At 40.9% G+C, this 21,140-nt stretch carries 20 protein-coding genes and 2 tRNA genes; 13 read left to right on the top strand and 9 right to left on the bottom strand.

Annotation, left to right across the window (positions count from 1 at the left end):
• Positions 1-3: 3 nt before the first annotated feature.
• The gene (gene folX / locus ACMVDV_RS12725) at positions 4-363 is read left to right on the top strand and encodes a dihydroneopterin triphosphate 2'-epimerase (protein ID WP_192540825.1); all 360 of its coding nucleotides are present in this window, start codon (positions 4-6) and stop codon (positions 361-363) included.
• On the opposite strand, the gene ACMVDV_RS12730 is transcribed toward folX, so the two are convergent.
• The 4 genes from ACMVDV_RS12730 to ACMVDV_RS12745 form a co-directional block, all read right to left on the bottom strand.
• Positions 360-794, bottom strand: a complete 435-nt coding sequence (locus tag ACMVDV_RS12730) for a YqaA family protein (RefSeq protein ID WP_416158351.1) — start codon at positions 792-794, stop codon at positions 360-362. The genes folX and ACMVDV_RS12730 overlap by 4 nt on opposite strands.
• Before the next feature lie 65 nt (positions 795-859).
• On the bottom strand, positions 860-1,231 hold the full coding sequence (locus ACMVDV_RS12735; RefSeq protein ID WP_192540823.1) for a DUF4870 domain-containing protein: 372 nt from the start codon (positions 1,229-1,231) through the stop codon (positions 860-862).
• Between the two features lie 186 nt (positions 1,232-1,417).
• A complete protein-coding gene (locus ACMVDV_RS12740) occupies positions 1,418-3,610 on the bottom strand; it encodes a S9 family peptidase (RefSeq protein WP_304182894.1) in 2,193 nt (730 codons plus the stop codon).
• A 163-nt stretch (positions 3,611-3,773) separates the two neighbouring features.
• Positions 3,774-7,829, bottom strand: a complete 4,056-nt coding sequence (locus ACMVDV_RS12745) for a S8 family serine peptidase (RefSeq protein ID WP_416158352.1) — start codon at positions 7,827-7,829, stop codon at positions 3,774-3,776.
• A gap of 239 nt (positions 7,830-8,068) precedes the next feature.
• On the opposite strand from ACMVDV_RS12745, the gene ACMVDV_RS12750 reads away from it, so the two are divergent.
• The gene (locus tag ACMVDV_RS12750; protein ID WP_192540820.1) at positions 8,069-8,539 is read left to right on the top strand and encodes a DUF2721 domain-containing protein; all 471 of its coding nucleotides are present in this window, start codon (positions 8,069-8,071) and stop codon (positions 8,537-8,539) included.
• A gap of 119 nt (positions 8,540-8,658) precedes the next feature.
• Entirely contained in the window at positions 8,659-9,111 is a 453-nt protein-coding gene (locus ACMVDV_RS12755; RefSeq protein WP_416158353.1) for a c-type cytochrome, read from the top strand.
• Positions 9,112-9,178: 67 nt separating this feature from the next.
• On the opposite strand, the gene ACMVDV_RS12760 is transcribed toward ACMVDV_RS12755, so the two are convergent.
• The gene (locus tag ACMVDV_RS12760; protein ID WP_416158354.1) at positions 9,179-9,835 is read right to left on the bottom strand and encodes a cytochrome b/b6 domain-containing protein; all 657 of its coding nucleotides are present in this window, start codon (positions 9,833-9,835) and stop codon (positions 9,179-9,181) included.
• Between the two features lie 123 nt (positions 9,836-9,958).
• Here ACMVDV_RS12760 and ACMVDV_RS12765 point away from each other — a divergent pair, with 123 nt between their 5' ends.
• Positions 9,959-10,666 carry an AzlC family ABC transporter permease gene (locus ACMVDV_RS12765; protein WP_416158355.1) on the top strand — a complete coding sequence of 236 codons (708 nt, stop codon included), beginning with the start codon at positions 9,959-9,961 and terminating at the stop codon, positions 10,664-10,666.
• Positions 10,663-10,962, top strand: coding sequence for an AzlD domain-containing protein (locus ACMVDV_RS12770; protein ID WP_416158356.1), 300 nt, complete (start codon positions 10,663-10,665; stop codon positions 10,960-10,962). The genes ACMVDV_RS12765 and ACMVDV_RS12770 overlap by 4 nt, the downstream gene beginning before the upstream one ends.
• A gap of 25 nt (positions 10,963-10,987) precedes the next feature.
• On the opposite strand, the gene ACMVDV_RS12775 is transcribed toward ACMVDV_RS12770, so the two are convergent.
• Positions 10,988-12,142 (bottom strand): iron-containing alcohol dehydrogenase, encoded by a 1,155-nt coding sequence (locus ACMVDV_RS12775; protein ID WP_416158357.1) that lies wholly within the window; start codon positions 12,140-12,142, stop codon positions 10,988-10,990.
• 167 nt (positions 12,143-12,309) lie between these two features.
• Between ACMVDV_RS12775 and ACMVDV_RS12780 the strand changes: the two genes are divergently transcribed.
• Positions 12,310-13,176: a LysR family transcriptional regulator gene (locus tag ACMVDV_RS12780; protein ID WP_416158358.1), complete on the top strand. Its 867-nt coding sequence runs from the start codon at positions 12,310-12,312 to the stop codon at positions 13,174-13,176.
• Positions 13,177-13,409: 233 nt separating this feature from the next.
• Positions 13,410-13,901, top strand: a complete 492-nt coding sequence (locus ACMVDV_RS12785) for a glutathione peroxidase (RefSeq protein ID WP_304182909.1) — start codon at positions 13,410-13,412, stop codon at positions 13,899-13,901.
• A 50-nt stretch (positions 13,902-13,951) separates the two neighbouring features.
• Here the strand turns inward: ACMVDV_RS12785 and ACMVDV_RS12790 are convergent, their stop codons facing one another.
• Entirely contained in the window at positions 13,952-14,140 is a 189-nt protein-coding gene (locus tag ACMVDV_RS12790; protein WP_145240019.1) for a PA3496 family putative envelope integrity protein, read from the bottom strand.
• 408 nt (positions 14,141-14,548) lie between these two features.
• Here ACMVDV_RS12790 and ACMVDV_RS12795 point away from each other — a divergent pair, with 408 nt between their 5' ends.
• On the top strand, positions 14,549-15,346 hold the full coding sequence (locus ACMVDV_RS12795) for a YggN family protein (RefSeq protein WP_416158359.1): 798 nt from the start codon (positions 14,549-14,551) through the stop codon (positions 15,344-15,346).
• 72 nt (positions 15,347-15,418) lie between these two features.
• On the opposite strand, the gene ACMVDV_RS12800 is transcribed toward ACMVDV_RS12795, so the two are convergent.
• Entirely contained in the window at positions 15,419-16,861 is a 1,443-nt protein-coding gene (locus ACMVDV_RS12800; RefSeq protein ID WP_304182912.1) for a PLP-dependent aminotransferase family protein, read from the bottom strand.
• A gap of 128 nt (positions 16,862-16,989) precedes the next feature.
• On the opposite strand from ACMVDV_RS12800, the gene ACMVDV_RS12805 reads away from it, so the two are divergent.
• A complete protein-coding gene (locus ACMVDV_RS12805) occupies positions 16,990-17,925 on the top strand; it encodes a DMT family transporter (RefSeq protein WP_416158360.1) in 936 nt (311 codons plus the stop codon).
• A gap of 139 nt (positions 17,926-18,064) precedes the next feature.
• On the opposite strand, the gene ACMVDV_RS12810 is transcribed toward ACMVDV_RS12805, so the two are convergent.
• Positions 18,065-18,919 carry a diacylglycerol/lipid kinase family protein gene (locus ACMVDV_RS12810; protein ID WP_416158361.1) on the bottom strand — a complete coding sequence of 285 codons (855 nt, stop codon included), beginning with the start codon at positions 18,917-18,919 and terminating at the stop codon, positions 18,065-18,067.
• A 323-nt stretch (positions 18,920-19,242) separates the two neighbouring features.
• Between ACMVDV_RS12810 and ACMVDV_RS12815 the strand changes: the two genes are divergently transcribed.
• The 4 genes from ACMVDV_RS12815 to ACMVDV_RS12830 all read left to right on the top strand — a co-directional run bounded on the left by ACMVDV_RS12815 (position 19,243) and on the right by ACMVDV_RS12830 (position 21,107).
• Positions 19,243-19,383, top strand: a complete 141-nt coding sequence (locus ACMVDV_RS12815) for a hypothetical protein (protein ID WP_167542975.1) — start codon at positions 19,243-19,245, stop codon at positions 19,381-19,383.
• 211 nt (positions 19,384-19,594) lie between these two features.
• Positions 19,595-19,685 (top strand) — tRNA-Ser (locus ACMVDV_RS12820).
• Positions 19,686-19,736: 51 nt separating this feature from the next.
• Positions 19,737-19,829, top strand: a tRNA-Ser gene (locus ACMVDV_RS12825).
• An 801-nt stretch (positions 19,830-20,630) separates the two neighbouring features.
• Positions 20,631-21,107 (top strand): hypothetical protein, encoded by a 477-nt coding sequence (locus ACMVDV_RS12830; RefSeq protein WP_416158362.1) that lies wholly within the window; start codon positions 20,631-20,633, stop codon positions 21,105-21,107.
• The last annotated feature ends 33 nt before the right edge of the window (positions 21,108-21,140 follow it).

The following is a 21,140-nucleotide window of genomic DNA, read 5'->3' on the forward strand; positions in this document are numbered from 1 at the left end:
TCTATGGCCAATGCAATTATTAATGTCACTAACTTACGGCTGCGTACTTTTATCGGCTTTAACCCCGATGAGCGTGAAAAAAAGCAAGATGTAGTGATCAATTTAGAAATTCACTACCCCGCAGAACAAGCCTGTGAAACCGATCAAGTAGAACAAGCATTGAACTACAAGGTGATCACCAAAGAAGTCATTTCGCTGGTCGAACAAGGGCACTTTTTACTGCTGGAGAAGTTGGTCGCAGAGATACTAGAAGTGTGCCACCGCCACTCTAGCGTCAATTACGCTAAAGCGCGGGTTGATAAACCCCACGCCTTGCGCTTTGCAGACTCAGTGTCACTAACACTCGATTGGGCTAAAAATTAAATCAATTGCTCTAAACCTAAGGCAAAGGCCAGCACCACTAAATAACGAGCGCCTTTGCCAAGGGTAACAATCCATAAAAAGGTCCACCAGCGAACCTTAAAAATTCCACCAACTACAGTCAATGGATCGCCAATAATCGGCACCCATGCTAAAAATAAGCTGTACACGCCATATTTTTCAAAACGCTGCTGCGCTTTATCAATATTAGCCTGTGATACCGGAAACCATTTGCGGTCTTTAAAACGGATCACTTGGGTGCCCAACCAATAATTAACACAACTCCCTAACACATTACCCACCGTTGCAGTAAGCCACAACAACCAAAGTAAATATTCGCCTTTGGTGACCATCGCCGTCAGTACCACTTCTGATGAGCTGGGCAACAAGGTTGCAGATACAAACGCGGTAAAAAATAACGTTAAATAAGCCATCTAAGCCTTTTTAAAGCGTATAAAAAACCCAGCAGAAGCTGGGTTTCAGTAAAATAAAGTATGCTTTATTTTATCAAATTTAAACTAAATGGATAGTTAAACTCTTTACCGTCATTAGTTTTTATTGCGCCAATCACCACCATAATAAATGAGAAAATAGCGACTATAGGTAATAAAATCACCCCAATAACTGCAAACATCAAAATAAAACACACTATATATGCAATTAGCATAGTGATTTGAAAATTAAGCGATTTACGGCCATGCTCCGCCACTAATGGCATCTCATCTTTTTTCACTAACCACACAATCAATGGACCAATAATACTGCCCATTGGGATTATGAATCCCGCCAATGCGCTTAAATGGCATAACATGGCCCACGTACGCTGTTCTTTATCTACTACAACTGGTTCAACCTGTTGATTATCTTCCATTATCATCTCCTTGTTTTTGTTAACACCTACATGCTGACCTTTTTCAGCCTTAATGTCTAGATTTTAATCAGCGTCGTCACTACTGCCAAACTGGAATAAGTGAGCAAAACAAACACACTCAATTTAGCCAAAGAATTAGGGCGTAACCTAAGTCACACCTTAATTGTAAAACACTAGGGCCAGTTATTACTCTTTAATACCGGCCAAGTCTAAAATAAAAGCATAGTTAAGTGCGGTATCCGCTAGGCTTTTAAAACGCCCTGAGGCACCACCGTGCCCCGCTTCCATATCGATTTTAAACAGTAATTTATTATCATCCGTTTTAAACTCACGTAGTTTTGCAACCCATTTTGCAGGTTCGAAATACTGCACCTGAGAATCATGCAAACCAGTCGTTACTAACATATTTGGATAGGCCTGTTTGCTTACTTGATCATACGGTGAGTACGACAGCATATAGTCATAATATAGTTTGTCGTTTGGGTTGCCCCACTCACCATATTCGTTGGTGGTCAGCGGCAAACTGGCATCAAGCATAGTAGTTACTACGTCAACAAATGGTACTGCGGCAACCATGCCTTTATAAAGCTCTGGTGCTTGGTTTGCCACGGCGCCCATAAGTAAGCCACCGGCACTACCACCCATGGCGAATATTTGCTCTTGCGCGCCATACTGCTGGGCAACTAAGCTTTTGGTAACATCAACAAAGTCATTAAAGGTATTCTTTTTATTAAGTAGTTTGCCATCTTCATACCAAGGGCGGCCAAGCATTTGTGAACCGCGAATATGCGCGATAGCAAATACAAAACCACGATCGAGTAGACTCAAACGACCACTTGAGAAACTTGGATCCATGGTTGCACCGTACGACCCGTATGCATATTGTAGCAGTGGATTGGTGCCATCTTTTTTGAATTTATCTTTACGATAAACCAAGCTCACAGGTACTTTTACGCCATCTCGCGCGCTAATAAACAACCGCTCTGACGCATAGTTATCAGCGTTAAACTCACCAATGACTTGTTGCTGTTTTAATAATGTTTTATCTCCTGTGTTTAAATCAATATCAAAAGTGCTAGCGGGGGTGGTCATGCTAGTGTAGTAAACGCGTAGATTTGGGTTATCGAGCTCATTATTACCGTATGCAGTAACCCTATAACTGCTGTCATTAAAGCTCAGCTGCTGTTCATCACCCGTGGTTAAATTACGCACCGTTAAACGAGATTGGCCCATTTCACGTTCTTTATAAACTAAGTGATTAGCAAATAAATCAATCCCCTCAAGCTTCACTGCATCACGAGCTGGGATCACTGTTTGCCAATTTGCTTTATCATGCGCCTGATCTTTGTGTACTTTCATTAATTGAAAATTCACGGCGTTCAAATTGGTCACGATATAATAAAAATCAGCCAATTTTTCAATACTATACTCAAGGTTTTCTGCTCGCTCAATTAACCGCTTAGGCTGCGCCTTGACGTCATTAGCATCAATTACCGATACACCAGAAGCATTGGTACTAGCATGGAAAATATAAATTTCTTGCTGGTCTTTACTCTTACCAATACCAGTATAATAACTGGTATTGCTCTCTTCATAGATCAACTCATCTTCAGCTTGCGCAGTACCTAACGTGTGGCGATAGACTTGGTAACCTAATAAGGTTTGTAAGTCTTTTTTAATGTAATAAAAGGTTTTATTATCGTTAGCCCAGACAATTTCACCATCAGTGCCTTCGAGTTTATCTTCAAGCAATTTTCCTGTGCTCAAGTCTTTCACTAAAATAGTGTAAATTCGACGACTTACCGTGTCTTCGCCATACGCTAATAAATTACCATTTGGGCTAACTGATAACCCGGTTGCCGCATAATAGTCATGACCTTTCGCCAACTCATTAACATCCAATATAACGTGTTGATCAGTGCCCTTGTCATCGCCACTGCGAACATAAGTCGGGTATTCATTATCCCCACGGGTTTGTGATGAATAATAATATTGACCACTTTTAGTTGGCACGGAGTCATCATCTTTTTGAATGCGCCCTTTGAGCTCTTCAAACAAGGTGGCTTGCAACGATTCAGTGTGTTTTAGCATCGCATCTGTATAGCTGTTTTCTGCATTGAGGTGCGCAATTACCGCGGGATCTTGGCGTTCATCATCACGCATCCAGTAGTAATTATCGATACGTGTATCACCATGAATAGTCATTGCAAATGGTATTTTATTGGCTACTGGCGCTGTAATTTCCTGCACTACATTTTTCTGTGCCGTAGTTTGCTTATTTTGGGCTACCGTTGTTGAACTTTGTTCTGGTGCTTTATTACAACCAGCTAAAACCGCAAGCGACAAAATCGCTAATGCAAATGAGTGACCTGTTTTCATTGTTATTTCCCTAGAGTTATTATTATTCCACTACTTGCAATATATCTAACTACCTGTTGATTACCTATATTAGTTTGTAAAGCAATGTAAAAAGGGAGCCTAAGCTCCCTTTATATTTGTTTTCAGTTACTGATGTGCAACTGTTGCTTAAGTGATTAAGCCATTACTTTTGTTTGCGACGACGCATAAATGCAAACGGTGCTACAAACAGTGTTAACCATGCTAGAGAACCAGAGCTATCATTGTCGTCATCATCGTTCGCACGTAGATTGTTAACGTCAATCTCAACACTTACAGCTTTCGATACATACCCTTTGCTATCTTCAGCTTGAACACTGAAAACAATCTCTTTATCAAACTCATAGTCAATTTCACCCATAGTCACAATTGAACCATCTAACTGAACACTAACTAATGTTGTTCCAGATACAATAAAACGAGTAATTGGCGAAATATCCATATCAGGGTCTGAGAATACCAATTGACCCAACACGGTACCAATGGCAACATTTTCATCAGTTCTGAATTTTTGACCACCCTCAATGACTGGGGCATGAGATTTAGGATCGGCGGTTACATTCAACATAACTTGCACAACCTCAGACTCTAAGCCGCTGTCATCCATTACTGTTACATCAAGAGTCATAGTTGGAGTTGCATAATAACTTAGGCTGCCAGTGACAACTAGCTCACCCTTATTATTAATACTAATTAAGTTTGTGTTTGCAACCGTACCACCAGTGACCATTGTTGCCGCACTTTCAAACAAACTATGATCAAGCATGCCAATCACTGTACCTTCGGCTGCGGATTCAATAATACTGAAATTTTGCCCTTTTGCTACAACTGGCAGCTCATCGGCATCATTAGTGATCGTTACTTTAATATCGGCTGTTGCAGATTCAGTACCAAGTAAATCAGTCGCCTTCACTGTTAAAATGATTTCTTTAACGTCAGACTCAAAATCCAACATACTCGTATCTTCAACCATGATATCGCCAGTTTCAGCATCAACCATTAAGCCTGGAGCAGACATACTAACAACAGTAAAGTTTGTTATACGTAGTGCTGGAGTATCTTCAAAACTAAGTCGACCAATAGTAATACCATCAAGTGCAGTTTCATTTATAGCAAACTCACTAGCAACAATATTAGGCACAACAGGGACTGCTGGTACACCAGTTACAGAGTTAATATAAACATCGGTGCCTGTAGCAGACGCCAATGCAAAGTTACCATTAGCTCTAACAACCGCTTTTTGTCCAGGGGCTAGCTCTGATAATTTCATTTCCGCATCTTCTGTTGATTCTAAAGTAACCACAGGATTACCTGTAAACACAGTAGAACCAACAGCACTATCGGTTTCAGAGAACACACCGGCTTGATAATTTGGATAACCAACTGAAGCTGCAATGTTAATTGTGCTGCCTAGCATATTTGCATCTAATCCTAACAAATTACTACATCCAGAGAAGGTCACTGTATCTTCACCAGCAGCATGATACATCGGTGTACCCCACTGCCACACATCCTCACCCGCGGCATCGATTTCACCAATTAATGTACGGCTGCGCCCAGGTATGGCTGCATCACGGCCAACATCATTAATATTCATCATAAAATGATCATAAACACCATCATTATCAATATCGAGATTCATACGAACACCGATTTGACGCATGTGGGTAATTTCATCTCGTAATTGAATTGAAGAGGTAATGAACACACCTGACTCACATGTCTCAGACGCATAAGCAGCAAATGTAGTTGAGAGAATATCAAAGTCAGCGTCGCGGTTCTCTTCACTTGTAGCAACCACTGATTCTGCAGTCGGTAATATCGTAGTCGCCCCCACATTGGTTACAACCAACTCGCCAATGCCATTCACTTCTTCATATGAGAAAGCTAACTCTGCACCGGCTTTAGGCAATGCATGGTAAACAATATGTAGATCATGGTCTGTATCTGCTGTTGAAGTGTCATCGAACACTAAGGCACCATCAAATTCAGCCATAGTCAGTGACGGACTACGAGCTGCTAGGTCATCTTGGCTAAATGGATTATCTAGAGTCCAAGCAGGTAACTTAGTTGGATCTACAGTCATAGTTACATCAAATGTTGTTACGGCATTCGCTGCAACTGTAACGTCACGTGGAATATCAAAACTTACTGCAGCACTATCAACATCGTTCATGTAGCGCTCTTCGATACGAAGATCGTATGTTTTATCTGCATCTGAGAAGTTTTTCAGCGTCACAGTTTTAGTAAAGCTCGTTACTTCAGTCATACGCTCTAAACCAAATGATAATGCAGCTTGTTTGGTGTTAAATATCGTATCTTCAACCCATGCAGCAACCGGAAGGTTAACTGCTTTTTCCACATCAACTAAACCAGCACCGATTAAACTAATTGGTGCAAGCGGCGAATCTGGGTTAAGACTAAGTGGCTCAACAGTCACGTTTAGATCTGCGGCATTCATGATTGTCGCTTTGATTTCAAGCGCACTGCGCTCTGGATGCGCCTCACGAACAAGTGCAATTGCACCTGCTGTAATAGGACCAGAGAATGAAGTACCTGTAGCTGGGGCAAGTTGATCTTGCGTACCCGTGGCTGCAACCATAATCGCTGTACCTGGCGCTGTAATTTCAGGTTTTAATAAACCATCCATTGACGGGCCACGTGATGAGAATGAAGCCACTGCACCTGCGGTTACTTTACGCTCAACCTCGATGTTGTAAGTAGGCTGTTCGCCAGCAGTAAGTGCTGCCTTCATTGCTGCCCCAGCAGCAAAATTAATCCCTACATTTGGAATAGTTACTGCAGCATCAAAACCACCCATAGGCGCTGGTGTACCATCGTCGGTATTATTTGCAATGAATACAAATGCTGCACCACGGTTTTGAGCGCTTAATACTTTTTGAGTAAAGTTACATGCACCACGGTCAATTATAACTGCTTTACCGGTAAAATCAGTTTCTGCAGAGAATTCAACACAACCATCTTGATTTTCATCTGGGTAAACAACTTCAGCATCAGCATCCGTCATTACAAACGCAGTTTGCGGACCAAAACCTGAAGGCTGAATTACAGTTTCCGTACCTTCAACAGTACCAGAAGCAATGGCAATATCATTTGCTGGGTGAGTCATTGCGCCAACAGAAAGTGCATTAGGGGTGGTCGATGGGCCACCAATACGGAAAGGGTGATCGCCATCATTACCCGCAGAGATAACAACGTTTACACCCGCCTCTACTGCTTGTTGGATTAAGAATTGAGTGCCGCCACCGATATACGTGTCACCAAACTCACCACCTAACGACATATTAATTACATCAACACGATCTGCTGAATCACCATCACCATTTGGATCCATTGCCGCTTCTAATGCAGACACCTGTGCAGCACTTGGGCAACCGCCACCACACACTGAATACACATAAAGCTCCACTTCAGGCGCAATACCGGTCACTGAGTGAGAAACCGATGTACCATGACTTGTAGCATCACCAGTTGCTGGTGCAATTGATGGATCATTCTCTATTGGATCAGCATCGTCACGCATAAAGTCATAACCGCCCATGACTTGCCCTTGTGGCCAAGTAACGGTTGTTGGATCTGCTTGAGCCGCTTCATACGCTTCAACAGTGCCTGCACCACCAAAAATTTTATGCGTGTAATCAATACCGGTATCTAATACTGCAACGGTTTGCGTTGAACCTGTATGCGTTCCACTCGTTACGATCGGTGATGCTTTGATATAATCCGCTGTAGCAGCAACATGTAAATCATAATCGAACATAGGCAATACGCGATCTACGCGAGAGTCTTGCGCAATGCGGTCTAACGCACCTTGGCTAGCTTGCACGATAAGTGTAGGCGCAAGTATTTTAGTTGAACCAAGCACTTTTACATTGCTATCAAGAGTAAAAAGCTTATCTTGAACCTGATTTTGTAACGTTTCTACATTAGCATAACTTTGGCGAGCATCTGAAACGCGGTACACGCCTCGCTCCATCATGTCAGCTGCGGTAGTTGCTTTAAGTACCACTAAGTACGCTGAAGGTTCATTTTTATTAACAATATCAGCCTGTGATATAGGTGTGTAACTAGTATGCTTAAGTGCGCTATTAATTGTTGTATTTGCATTTACAGCGCCAGCAATTAAGATACTTGATACGGCGGTTGCAACCGCTGTTCTTTTTATTAGATTGTTAGACATGATTTCCCCTAGGATATGTTATGTATTATTGTACTTATTAATGAGCAAAAATTAAGTGAGGGTCTAATATAGAACTTCGCAACCCAGAATAACAACAATTCCATTACATACAAATTACATAAATCGGATGAAACCTTCGAACAACTGAAGTAACATATTGTAAAATATGACCAAAATTAAAAACCTAAAATGTAAACCATTGTAAACAAACGTAACCAAAACACCTAAAAAGGGAAAAAATGAATTCCGATGTTATAAATATTTTAACAATGGCAAAAGTAATCCAAACAGCCGTTGCGCCGGTTTTTTTAATCACTGGTATTGCTGCTACGCTAGGGGTTTTATCTAATCGCTTAGCACGTATTACTGACCGAGCACGACAGCTCGAGCGGAAGTTAAAAGTCAGTACCGATGAAGAATTTAATTCATCGCTAACCACAGAGCTACGAGCATTGTTAAAACGCTCTCGCTGTATTCATATTGCCTTTAGCTTAAGTGTATTAAGTGCTGTACTTGTATGTGCAGTGGTTATGCTACTGTTTTTATCCCATATTCAATCTATTAATTTAGGTGTTACTATTGGCAGCTGTTTCGTTGGCGCGATGGCATTACTTATTTGTGCATTTATGTCGCTACTAGGTGAAGTATTCTTAGCAACTCGAAGCATGCGCAGAGGGATGATATTTGCCGATATTGATATCAATGATTAGATTTTAATTATTAAGTTCAATAGCAGTTCAGTTTAACCGCAATAAACTTGAATAATCGAACTTGCTGATATACAACAGCAGCTATTCAAGCAATGAATTACTAATAAGGGGCAAAAGGAATGAAATTAAAGCAATTACTTTTAGGTGCAACACTGAGTGCACTCACATTTGGTGCAACTGCCAATTCAGCATTTGAAAAGCCAAGTGACGCAATTGAATATCGCCAAGCTGCGTTTTCAATGATCCGCGTACAAATCGGTGATATGGGCGATATGCTTAAAGGGAAAGTGCCATTCGATGCTGAGCGCTTTCAACAACGAGCCAATAACGCAGCAGCATTATCAAAAATGCCTTGGGAAGCGTTTGTTGCGGGCTCTGACAAAGGTGATACATCTGCGTTGCCAGCCATTTGGAGTGATAACGCAACTTTCATGAAAAAAGCCGCAGCGTTCCAGCAATACGCTGACGAGCTTGCCGTTGCAGCACAAACGGGCGATAAAAAAGTAATCGCTAAAGCGTTTGGCCCATGGGCTAAAGGCTGTAAAGATTGCCACACATCATTTAAAGATTAATCTTTAATGCGATAATCTTAAAACTAAAACGGCGCTAAATTAGCGCCGTTTTGCTCTGTTGAACCGTTTAACTAAACAAGTAAGCCACAGGCTCTGCGCCCCATGTCATCAGTAATGCCGCAAATACAACGACAAAAATAATTATCGCAGCCCACGGTGATTTTGTTAGCTCTTCGTTACTATCATTATTTTTTTCAGCGGCATAACCGGTCACCATCGCTTTGACTAGTTTTTTGCCTTTTAGGCGATAAATAACAATCGCCACTACGTGCAAAATAATCGCGTAGAATAGTAGATCAAAGTTTTTATGATGCAGCCAACCTGCCCATTCGACAACTTGGCTTGATGCATATTGCACCAGCGGACCATCCGTTAAAATATCGTCAGTGGTCATTAAGCCACTGAGTAACTGCACTAATAGTAAAATAAAAAATGCAATCACCATGTAACTACCTGCAGCACCATGGCCCAGCTTGCCATCACCATGTTGCAAAGACTTAAGTACAGCTCTCGGTGAGTGAATCAGTGCCGTTAACTTAGCCGTTTTACTCCCTATTACTCCCCAAATAAGACGAGTTAAAAACAGCGCTAAGGTGAAAAAGCCAGCCACAAAGTGTAATTCCATCATGCCTTCTTCAGCACTAAAATACAGCGTTGCAATAGCAATCACTAATAACCAATGGAAACTGCGGATAAAGCCATCCCATACTTTAATATTGTGCATGTTTAATCTCTTTTGCGTAAAAGCTTATTATTTCAAACTTTTGTTAATTTAGCATCTTTGCTGTTCAGGGTTAATTGATCTATGGCAGACTAAGGGCATTAATTACCGTAATGAATAATATTAATGTCACTTAGCAGCAAACGCGCACTCATAAAAGGCTTTTTAGATATGCTACCGCTATGTTTAGCGGTGGTTCCATGGGGGATATTATGTGGCTCTTTAGCAATTCAAAATGGCTTTACTGCCGTTGAAACTCAAGCTATGTCGTTACTGGTATTTGCCGGCTCGGCGCAGCTCGTTGCCATTGAACTAATAGCAGGTAACACGCCATTACTGACCATTTTATTTACCACCTTTATTATTAGTTCACGGCACTTTTTATATGGCTTAGCTGTGCGCCACAAAGTAATTGACCAACCTATACGCTGGCGCTTACCGGTTAGTTTTGTACTGACCGACGAGTTATTTGCATTTTCCCATCATCGCAAAGCGTATCGTACAAAAACACGATTGATCTATGCATTAAGCGCAGGCTTTAGCTTTTACATCGCATGGAATCTATGGACCTTAATTGGCATAGTGGCAGGCAGTTTGCTGCCCGATTTAACTCACCTTGGGCTCGACTTTGCGATTGCTGCAACCTTTATTGCATTAGTAATTCCAGGTATTAAAAACCTCGCTACATTAGCAACAGTGATCACCGCGGGTGTTATGGCAACGCTACTTAAAAGCCAGGGCTTTGAATTATGGTTAGTGGCTGCGGCATTAACAGCAATGAGCGTTGGCTATATTATTAGCCGCATTTCAGGTAAAACGGAGCATAATGTATGATGACCACTATTTTATTAATGGCTTGCATTACCTTTTTTACTCGCTATTTATTTTTACATCGCCAACTGCCGTTTAAAGTCGGCCCGAAAATGCAACAGTTTTTAAGCTTTAGTGCGCCTGCAGTTTTAACAGCAATTTGGGCACCGATTGTATTTGTGACCGATAAGGGAATAAATTTAGATTGGCAAAACCCATACCTTAGCGCCGCTGTGGCAGCCATTATTGTGGCCTATAAAACACACAATATTTACTACACAACCTTGGTTGGTATGGGCTTATTTTTGATCTTAAATTAACCTTTTTTGGCTAATTTAAGCAAATTTAAACGCTGGCTAATAAAATAGCGCGGCTTTTATCTAGCGTAACCTGCCCACGTTCGCCAATAGCCGCCATACCATGGCGTTCAAGTTGCTCAACAATTTTATCAGCAACTTCTTCGCCCAACTCATAATCACTTAAACGCGTTGGCATATTCACACTGTGGAAAAACGCTTCAGTTGCAGTAATTGCCTGCTCAATCGCGGCATCTTCATCACTAATATCTAATCCTAATACGCGCTCTGCGTACTGTAAGATTTTACCGCGTTTAGTTTCTTTTTGCTCAGCCATCATCCGTGGTAATACAATCGCAAGCGTTTGCGCGTGATCAAGACCATACATAGCGGTCATTTCATGGCCTAACATATGCGTTGACCAATCTTGTGGCACACCCGCACCAATTAAACCATTCAGTGCCATCGTTGCTGACCACATAATGTTTGCACGTACTTGGTAGTTGTCAGGCTCACTAAACGCTTTAGGACCCTCTTCAATTAAGGTCATTAAAATACCTTCAGCGAAACGGTCTTGCAGCTTCGCACCTACATCGTAAGTTAAATACTGCTCCATCGTATGTACAAATGCATCGACAATGCCGTTTGCCACTTGGCGCTCAGGCAATGAAAAAGTCACCGCAGGATCAAGTACTGCAAATTTTGGCAGTACAAATGGACTAGCAAATGCAAGCTTTTCGTGCGTTTCAAGATTTGAAATAACACTATTACCGTTTGACTCAGAGCCCGTAGCTGGTAACGTTAATACCACACCAAGAGCAATAGCCGATTTAATCTCGCCACCTTTTGCTAAAATATCCCATGGCTCACCCTCATAATTTGCCGCTGCAGCGATAAACTTACTGCCATCAGCGACTGAACCACCACCCACTGCAAGAATGTAATCAATGTGCTTTTCTTGCACTAAAGCCACGGCTTTCATACAAGTTTGATAACTTGGGTTAGGCTCAATACCCGCAAACTCAAACCAAGTATGTTCACTTAACGCATCGACAACTTGCTCATAAACGCCATTACTTTTAATGCTGCCGCCGCCATAAGTAACTAATACTTTTGCGTCTGCTGGGATCTCATTTTTAATTAAAGCGATTTGTTGTTCGCCGAAATGAATTTTGGTTGGGTTTGCAAAACTAAAATTTAACATGGTTACTCCATTGCTTGACAGTTTGCTCTCATGAGCCAAATTAGGTGACTTAGTAATTGTATGGGTTTAATGATTTATTAAAAGAGCAAGCTCAGAGAATCACTTTTGCACAGCTGCAACAATAGATGCTATAAACTAGTATTACTTAACATTTTGAGAACAAAGAAATGTGGCAAGGCCTCGATGAATTTTTGCATGTAGTTGAACATGGCAGCTTTACCCAAGCAGCAAAAGCTATGGAAGTATCTACATCCCACATTAGTCGCCAAGTACAACAGCTTGAAAACCGCTTAGGCTCCGTATTATTTCAACGTACCACACGAAAAATAAGCCTCACCGATATTGGCCGCGAATACGCCATAAAACTCAAAGCAATCAAGCAAGAATTAATCGACGCGAATAACCAACTACAAGGTGAACAACGCAAACCTAAAGGCTTAATTCGAATTTCTGGCGCCGGTGAGTTTGTGGCCTGTCATGTCGCACCTAAGATTGTGGAGTTTGTAAAACGTTATCCTGAGGTTGAAGTAGATATGGACTTTAACAATCGCAATGTCGATTTAGTCGAAGAAGGCTTTGATTTAGCGATTCGCTTTGGCCGTATGCAAGACTCCAACTTAATTGCACGACCACTTAGCCCTCGCATAATGACGCTCGTTGCCAGCCCAGAATATTTAGCACATCAGTCAATCCCAACTACGCCATACCAATTAACAGAGCATAATTGTTTAATCGCTTTGGGGAAACGCTGGCGTTTTAATTTTAATAATGAAATAAAAGAAGTTAAAGTTGCCGGTAACTGGCGCAGCAATCATCCTCGCGCACTGCTTGCAGCAACATTAGCGGGCTTAGGGATCGCCCATTTAGCCACCGATATTGTTGCTGAGTATATTCAACAGGGGCAATTAGTTACCTTACTTGATGAATTCCAAGTAACTGACAACGCCTCCTGGCTGGTCTATCCACGTAAAGACTTAATGCCGTACCGAGTGCGATTATTAATTGAATATTTACTTGCCAGCTTTAATCCTTAAAGCACTAATAGCTAAAATTTCATCGCTAAGTTGCGCTCTGATTAAGCGAATTGGCGCCTCAGACACTTGCTTCTTGCAAATAAACTCAACGCAGTTAGTGTTGAAAATTGCCGCTGAAGAGTACGTCATTATCTAGCGTTCAACTTAATAAATTAAATGCGCTTAGAATTTAAGCTGTATGTCTGTCGCAACTCAGGATAGAATTTAGCAAACAACAATAATAAGTGATTACCATGAACGACTTTCACCAACTTTCAGCCAGCAACCTTCAAGGTCAGACAATTGATTTTTCAGACTTCGTAGGCAAAGTCGTATTAATTGTCAATACAGCGAGTAAATGTGGTTTTACGCCACAGTATGAAGGCTTGCAGCAATTACATGCAAAATACGCCGAGCAAGGATTAGTAATTATTGGTTTTCCGTGTAATCAGTTTGGTAAGCAAGAGCCAGGCAGCGCCAAAGATATCGAGCAAGGGTGCTTAATTAACTACGGCGTAGACTTTGTGATGATGAGCAAAGTTGATGTTAATGGCGAGCACGCTCACCCTGTATTCAGGCACTTAAAGTCTGCATTACCGGGATTTTTAACCCGCAAAATAAAGTGGAATTTCACCAAGTTTTTAATTGGCCGTGACGGTAAGGCGATCAAACGGTTTGCACCATTTACTAAGCCGCAGCAAATCGAAGGCGCTATTATCAAAGCCCTTAAAAGCAACAATATATGAGCTGCTAAAAGCAATAAAGAGGCAATTTGCCTCTTTATCTAAATTATCTCTTAGTCGTTTAAATACTCATCCAAGTCATCATCGCCCAAGTTTTTACGCAAGCGTTTTTGCTCAAGGTAGTCTTCCAACTTTTTCTTTACCTTTTGCTTATTCTTGTCGTGTTGATTACGCCCGACCATTTCGTACTCGTCTTCAACAAAATCGTCATCTAGCGCATCGTAACTAAATGTCTTACCCACAACCCACTCCATAAAGTGTTTGAGACCAATTCAGGATTTTTTATCACTATCATTGGTAAAATTAAAAATGTTCAGCACGATTTCAGATGATGAAAACGCACTAAAATAAAGCCACAACACCACTGTAGAATAGTGTTATGTCGATATTGTGAATAAATAGCGCTAAATTTGAATTCTGGAAAGTGAGAGTTTTTTATCGAAACGATAAACATCTTTTATGCATTGATGCATATTAGTCAAAATGACTAAAAAATAGTTTTTTTATAATCTGAGCATCCTCTTTAAAAACCACAAAAAACTGTTAGCCCTTTGTTTTTAAATACTAAAAATTATTGGCATCAAACTTGATAAGTATTAAATAAGAAAAATACGTACTGGTTACAATCAACAAATTAGCAGGAAATTAAAATGAAAAAATTACTATTAATAAGTTCTTTATTCATTGCCACAGGGGCAATGGCACATAATGATAATGAGACTAATATCTCTTTCAATAGTGAATCATGCGATATTGAATTTAAAAATGATATTCGTATCAAACCAAGCGAATTAGAAATATTTACCGCAGATAATCACACCATGACTTTTGCTGATAATGGTGAATTAATCATCGATGGCCAAACTTTGCCACTAAACAGTCAACAACACCAAGCGATCAGTAATTACTCAGACAGCCTGCGTAGCCAATTACCTGAAGTTGCCAACATTGCCCTTGATGGGGTAAAAATCGCGGGTGTTGCCATTACAGAAGTCGCCAATGCATTTAATATCGATGGCCTAGACGGCATCAATGCCCTAATGGCAGATATTCACGTTGAAGTTGAAAACACCTTTTATCAACAAGGCGCTTTTGTAATGGGGCAACAAAGCTTTAACCAATTTGGCGAAAACTTTGAAAGCCAATTTGATCAGCAAATAGAAAGCGCCGTGCAAGCTGCCATGATGCAATCAATGGGCAGTATTTTAATGGCAGTAGGTTCAGAACTAATGGGCTCAGGTGGTGATATGCAAGCCTTTGAACAACGCATGGAAAACATGGGGGCAGAAATCGAAGCCAAAGTTGAGCAACAAGCGAGTCAATTAGAAAAACGCGCTGACGCACTGTGCGGTAACTTTTCAACAATTGCAGAGCAAGAGCAACAATTAGTTAAACTAGTACCAGAGCTGAAAGATTACCAATTATTTAGTTATAAACAAAATAACTAACCAGAACTCTGGTTCTACACGCTAAAAATTTGATATCCCTTTAGCAGCACTCTTTTAAAAGGTGCTGCTTTTTTATTTTTTAGCTAAATGAACGAGCTCACCAAGCGTTTTTATTGCTTGCTCAAGTTTTTCACTCCATGGCAAACCATAACTTAACCTAATACAACTACGGTATTTATTGGTGGCGGAAAAAATATAGCCAGGAGTAATGCTAATGCCATTTTCGAGCGCTAGCTGAAACAGTTTAACACTATCGTACCCGCTCCCTAAATCAATCCAGATCACACAACCACCTTGCGGATCGCTGATCCGCGCAGTACTCGGAAAGGCTTGTTGTAAACACCAGATCATGCGCTCTTTGTTATTACGTAAACGCTGTTTGAGTAGTTTAAGGTTTCGCTCGTATTCGCCACTTTGTACAAATTCATATAACGTCCACTGATTGATCAACGAAGTAGAACAGCTCAATGCACGTTTATAGCGCCGTGCTTGGGCTGCAAACTTACCAGCAATCAACCAGCCAACGCGATAACTCGGTGTTGCCGTTTTTGAAAAAGACGCACAGGTAAGCACCAATCCTTTCGTTGAGTAAGCTTGCGCAGGTGTGCCTCGTTGCGCAGTAAAATGTAAGTCGCCGTAAACATCATCTTCAATTAATACTACATTATGAGATTCTAATAATACGACCAGATCTTTACGCTTACTATCAGGCATAAAGCTGCCGACAGGGTTATTAATCGAAGTAGAGAAAACACAAGCTTTAATATCATGATCTTGTAAAGCCTGACGAAGATCATCAAGCCAGATCCCATCATCAGGGCATAATGGGATCTCAAGTGCTTTCAGCCCTAAACTTTCGATCAATTCAATAATGCCAAAATAACAAGGCGACTCAATGGCAATCACATCGCCCGCTTTTGCCACACATTTAAGGGCAATAGCCAAAGCTTCTTGTGCGCCGTTAGTGATCACCAGCTCTTGCGGATCGACACCAATACCAAAATCTAAATAGCGATGGATCAACTGCTTTTTCAACGGGGCAAAGCCATCCATTGCACCATAATTTATTGCGCGGCTGCCTGCTATAGACATAACTCGGCGCATTGTACGGCTCAGCATTTTATCGGTTGGCGCTGCCGCCACTGGATTAGCAATACCAAATGGCACCACACCCGCTTGGTGAATAGCATCATAAACTTGCTCTATCAACACCTGCATATTTACCGCAACCGGCTCACGACTGAGCTTTACTCGCCTAGGTCGTGCTAATTGCGTAGTCGATGACTTTAGAAAATAGCCTGACTTTTCTCGTGCTTCAACCAACCCTTGTGCTTCAAGTGATTGATAAGCCAATTTCACCGTCGGAATACTGACTTTAAGTTTATCGGCCATTTTACGCAGCGAAGGTAACTTTTCACCAGGGAGTAAAGTTCCTTGCTCTGATAACTCACGGATCAGCTGCATAACTTGCAAGTATAAAAAATCGTGATTACTTTTACTTACTACTAACGACATCCGATGCCTCTCAAAATAGTTTTATCAACCGTCAAAATCTGTACAGGTTGCATTTCTAATTTTCTGTATATGTTAAGTATACAGAAGCAGATTAAAATAAACACTTAATCGACACACTAGGATCGACCATGAAAAGCATCGCGCTTTATACTTTAACTGTTTTGATTTGGGGCTCTACCTGGCTCGCAATCGAATTTCAACTAGGCGACATTGCCGTTGAAGTATCACTGTTTTATCGCTTTAGTTTAGCGGCCATATTAATGTGGATCTGGGTAACTGTTAAAAAGTTACCAATGCAGTATAGCCGTCGCGATCATGGTTTTTTCGTATTACTGGCGCTGTGTAACTTTGGCCTAAATTACTTAGTACTGTATTGGGCGCAAAATTATTTAACGTCTGCCATGGCGTCAATCGCATTTTCAATGTTACTGCTGATGAATATAGTAAATACCCGCTTATTCTTTGCTAAACCAATAGCAAAACGAATTTATAGCGGTGCATTAATTGGCGTCGTGGGTATCGTAAGTTTATTCTGGCCACAATTACAGCAGTTCGACTTGAGTAATGGGGCGTTGGTCGGTTTACTACTTGCCTTATCCGGTACCTTTGTGGCTTCATTGGGTAATATGGTCAGTGTCCGTAACTCCCAACAACAAATTGGTGTTATGCAAGGTAATGCATGGGGCATGCTATACAGCGCGGTTGGTTTGCTATTTTATGTATTAATTACTGATGCTAGCTTGAGCTTATCTGCGCCTACTAGTTACTGGTATTCATTAGTTTATTTAGCTGTGTTTGGCACTGTGATCGCATTTGCTTGTTACTTTGCCCTATTGAAAAATATCGGTCCAGAACGTGCCAGTTATGTGATTGTGTTATTTCCATTGGTTGCAGTGACTTTAAGTACATTATTTGAAGGTTTTAGTTGGCAAGCCAATACATTTATCGGCTTTAGTTTAGTACTGCTTGGTAATGCCATTGTACTGACTCCAACAAAAAGAATTAAAGCGTTTATCGAGTCACATAAGGCATCACTTGCCAGTAAACGCTCCATCCCCAGTTAGAATGCGTATACACGCAACTAACGCCAAAAGCGCCTACCTGTTAGGCGCTTTTTTATTGCCGCTTATTACTTAACAATATTTATGCTTTTAAATCAGCATATTAGAATAATATCTTAATCAGAGTTCAGGTTACTTAAATTTAGCACTGCGGTATGCAAAAACGCAGCGCTTGCGAATGAATAGTCACGGTGGCAGGCGTCATCCCAACCAGCTCACCATCAGCCTCTATCAGTAAATTAGGGGTATCAATATGCGCAATGGTTAAACGCTGATAACTAAGCCCTGTCATATCGTGGTGGTTACGCAGCAATAAGCGTATAAAACTATATAAGTTACCTACTAAACCACCCGCAGCCATACTGTAGCACTCTAAATAACCATTATTTAATTGGGCTTTGGGCGCTATCTTCAAACCACCACCAAAATAATGATGATTAGCAAATACAGTAAGCAAATTATGATACCCAACTTGCTGCCCAGCAAAACGTCCTTCTAGCCAAGTAGCCTGATAAGCCAATAAATGCTTAAAGCCTGCAAAACTATAACCTAACGCGGATAACACTGGCTTGGCTTGTAATGCCTGTACCACATGCGCATCAAAACCAACTCCCGCAATATTAATAAAGTAACGGCTATTTATTTGCCCAATATCAATTTTTACTTGGTGATCACTAAAAATAGCATTACGCCAAGCTGAGTTGCTACAACCAAAGCCACGGGCAAAATCATTGCCTGTTCCCTGTGGCAATAATGCCAATGAGCAATTTAATGCCATCAATGCGTTAACAGCCAAATGCAAACTGCCATCCCCACCGAGCACAACAACACGCATTTGTGACTGAGCCAAACGAGTTATTTTTTGGCAATCATTGGTAAAATGACCTGTTGTGTAAAAAATAGTGTAACTAATTTCGCGTTTTTGACACTGTTGTAACAACCAAACACAATTTTTTTTATGTTTTTTTTGCGTACTTGGTTTAATAATTATTAGCATCTAGATACCTGCCTATTTAAAAACATGGCAATAGACGTTTTCAAAAAATAAACTCATCTGAATAATTAGTCACTTTATTTATTACCTAATGCATAAAAATATAAGCGATAGTACAATATTGCATTTGAACAAGGCGGTTAGCCCATTTAAAATTTCATAACCATGCATAACAACCAGCATCTCCTATCTGAATCATTCCTTAACAAACATCATTCGGATTAGTTATTTTTATCCGACCACCCTAGTTTTTATCGTTTTATTTTTGTGCAATTTAAAGTCAAAATAGCCGTGTTGTCAAAACAGACATAACCCGGAGCAAAGTAATGAACCCAGTTAATACTTTAAACGAAAGTGCAGCTACCCATGTTGCCGTAAAACCGACCAACCGCAAAGCAAAAATGCTTGCCAGACTTAACCGTTTCGGCAAAAAGCTAGCTCTTGGCGGCGCAGTTCAATACAAGTAATCACCCAACCATGATTGCTTTAGCGGTGCAGCAAACACCCAACCACTAAATGAAACCACTTATTTAGCTCCCTCGTTTGCTGCAACCCCTTCTTTAAACTCCCTAAAAACCCCTTTTTTATAAAAAAAACCACTTTTTAGAACAAAAAAACAGCAAACGATCTTTTTCCTATTTACACACCCCAATCACCTGCGTATTATTCCCTCCCAACGGAGAGATGGCAGAGTGGTCGAATGCACCGGTCTTGAAAACCGGCAGGGGTTTATAGCCCCTCTAGGGTTCAAATCCCTATCTCTCCACCATTATTACGTTTTGGTGGTTCACTCGATTATCAAAATGACAGTTTATGCGCCGGAGAGGTGGCCGAGTGGCCGAAGGCGCTCCCCTGCTAAGGGAGTATAGGGTTTGTAGCTCTATCGAGGGTTCGAATCCCTCCTTCTCCGCCATTTAATAACGAAGAAAGCCCCGCAATTTATTGTGGGGCTTTTTTTGTTGTTAAAAATGGCAGAAGGCGGGTGAGAACTCTCGACTAGGGTTCGACAAAATGTCTGGAACATTTTGGGCCGCTGCAAGCGTCGCGAAGCGATTGATTACATGGACGTAAGCAAGCCCATCCCCACGTTTGACACTAATACCAGTTTAAAAAGCCTGCCGTTTTATGTCCGTAACCTTTACACCGATGAAGGCGGGTGAGAACCCTCGACCAGGGTTCGACCAAATGTCAGGAACATTTGGGGCCGCTGCAAGCGTCGCGAAGCGATTGATTACATGGACGTAAGCAAGCCCATCCCCACGTTTGACTCAAATAACAGTATGAAAAGCCTACCGTTTTATGTCCGTAACCTTTACACCGATGAAGGAGGGTGAGAACCCTCGACCAGGGTTCGACCAAATGTCAGGAACATTTGGGGCCGCTGCAAGCGTCGCGAAGCGATTGATTACATGAACGTAAGCAAGCCCATCCCCACGTTTGACTCAAATAACAGTATGAAAAGCCTACCGTTTTATGTCCGTAACCTTTACACCGATGAAGGAGGGTGAGAACCCTCGACCAGAGTGAGAACAAACTTTATCTGGAACAAAGTTAAACGCACGCAGTGCGGCCCGAAAACTAAACTCTAGATCCCTTCCGCTAAGTTGTGTAATGTAATATCAAATAGAACACATAAGTCAGCTCTTAAACCAAATTCAAAAATCGTTCTGATTTTTCTTTTTAAAAACACCAAAATATTTTCTAAGGCTACAAGTTGAATAACAGTGAGGACAAAGAAAGTGGTATTTTATATGCAGTTTTTACAACTGTATTATTGTACTTCCTTTTCAAAATCACTTTAATTTACACAATAGTTTCAGACCGACATGCTTCTTGTCTAAGCTCTCGCTGGGACAACATTGAAGTAGTTATTACTCCTTTTTCAGCATTCTTAATTTTAGCAATGTTGAGTTGTATTTGGTTGTTCCTTAGTTGTTTAAAATATAAAAAGAAAGTAGGTAAAGCAGCCTATCTAATATTTTTTGTCGCAGCGATATTCTATTATCTTTGGTTTAAAGGTTTTTACGGCTTTTGGTTACTAATGGAGTATGAGCAGGACAAAATAACCCTATCTCAATTTTTTAACAAAACTGGGGGCGATGAGTTATTTAAATTATATGATGGGCATCACGAAATTCAGATATCGTGCCAACTATATAATCACAATACAGATAAAAAACCGGATAACTAACTGTTACATCATAGTAGTAGGTTGCTACCTATT

The sequence above is a fragment of the Pseudoalteromonas sp. ASV78 genome, from assembly GCF_047806705.1.
GTDB lineage: Bacteria > Pseudomonadota > Gammaproteobacteria > Enterobacterales > Alteromonadaceae > Pseudoalteromonas > Pseudoalteromonas prydzensis_A.

What these genes read in the sequence shown, in the direction of transcription:
- ACMVDV_RS12795 (WP_416158359.1), top strand. Translation starts at nt 14,549, where the DNA reads ATGAAAAAATTACTATTAATAAGTTCTTTATTCATTGCCACAGGGGCA.
- ACMVDV_RS12815 (WP_167542975.1), top strand. Translation starts at nt 19,243, where the DNA reads ATGAACCCAGTTAATACTTTAAACGAAAGTGCAGCTACCCATGTTGCC.
- ACMVDV_RS12780 (WP_416158358.1), top strand. Translation starts at nt 12,310, where the DNA reads ATGTGGCAAGGCCTCGATGAATTTTTGCATGTAGTTGAACATGGCAGC.
- ACMVDV_RS12760 (WP_416158354.1), bottom strand. Translation starts at nt 9,835, where the DNA reads ATGCACAATATTAAAGTATGGGATGGCTTTATCCGCAGTTTCCATTGG.
- folX (WP_192540825.1), top strand. Translation starts at nt 4, where the DNA reads ATGGCCAATGCAATTATTAATGTCACTAACTTACGGCTGCGTACTTTT.
- ACMVDV_RS12735 (WP_192540823.1), bottom strand. Translation starts at nt 1,231, where the DNA reads ATGGAAGATAATCAACAGGTTGAACCAGTTGTAGTAGATAAAGAACAG.
- ACMVDV_RS12730 (WP_416158351.1), bottom strand. Translation starts at nt 794, where the DNA reads ATGGCTTATTTAACGTTATTTTTTACCGCGTTTGTATCTGCAACCTTG.
- ACMVDV_RS12745 (WP_416158352.1), bottom strand. Translation starts at nt 7,829, where the DNA reads ATGTCTAACAATCTAATAAAAAGAACAGCGGTTGCAACCGCCGTATCA.
- ACMVDV_RS12785 (WP_304182909.1), top strand. Translation starts at nt 13,410, where the DNA reads ATGAACGACTTTCACCAACTTTCAGCCAGCAACCTTCAAGGTCAGACA.
- ACMVDV_RS12750 (WP_192540820.1), top strand. Translation starts at nt 8,069, where the DNA reads ATGAATTCCGATGTTATAAATATTTTAACAATGGCAAAAGTAATCCAA.
- ACMVDV_RS12765 (WP_416158355.1), top strand. Translation starts at nt 9,959, where the DNA reads ATGTCACTTAGCAGCAAACGCGCACTCATAAAAGGCTTTTTAGATATG.
- ACMVDV_RS12740 (WP_304182894.1), bottom strand. Translation starts at nt 3,610, where the DNA reads ATGAAAACAGGTCACTCATTTGCATTAGCGATTTTGTCGCTTGCGGTT.
- ACMVDV_RS12805 (WP_416158360.1), top strand. Translation starts at nt 16,990, where the DNA reads ATGAAAAGCATCGCGCTTTATACTTTAACTGTTTTGATTTGGGGCTCT.
- ACMVDV_RS12755 (WP_416158353.1), top strand. Translation starts at nt 8,659, where the DNA reads ATGAAATTAAAGCAATTACTTTTAGGTGCAACACTGAGTGCACTCACA.
- ACMVDV_RS12800 (WP_304182912.1), bottom strand. Translation starts at nt 16,861, where the DNA reads ATGTCGTTAGTAGTAAGTAAAAGTAATCACGATTTTTTATACTTGCAA.
- ACMVDV_RS12770 (WP_416158356.1), top strand. Translation starts at nt 10,663, where the DNA reads ATGATGACCACTATTTTATTAATGGCTTGCATTACCTTTTTTACTCGC.
- ACMVDV_RS12775 (WP_416158357.1), bottom strand. Translation starts at nt 12,142, where the DNA reads ATGTTAAATTTTAGTTTTGCAAACCCAACCAAAATTCATTTCGGCGAA.
- ACMVDV_RS12810 (WP_416158361.1), bottom strand. Translation starts at nt 18,919, where the DNA reads ATGCTAATAATTATTAAACCAAGTACGCAAAAAAAACATAAAAAAAAT.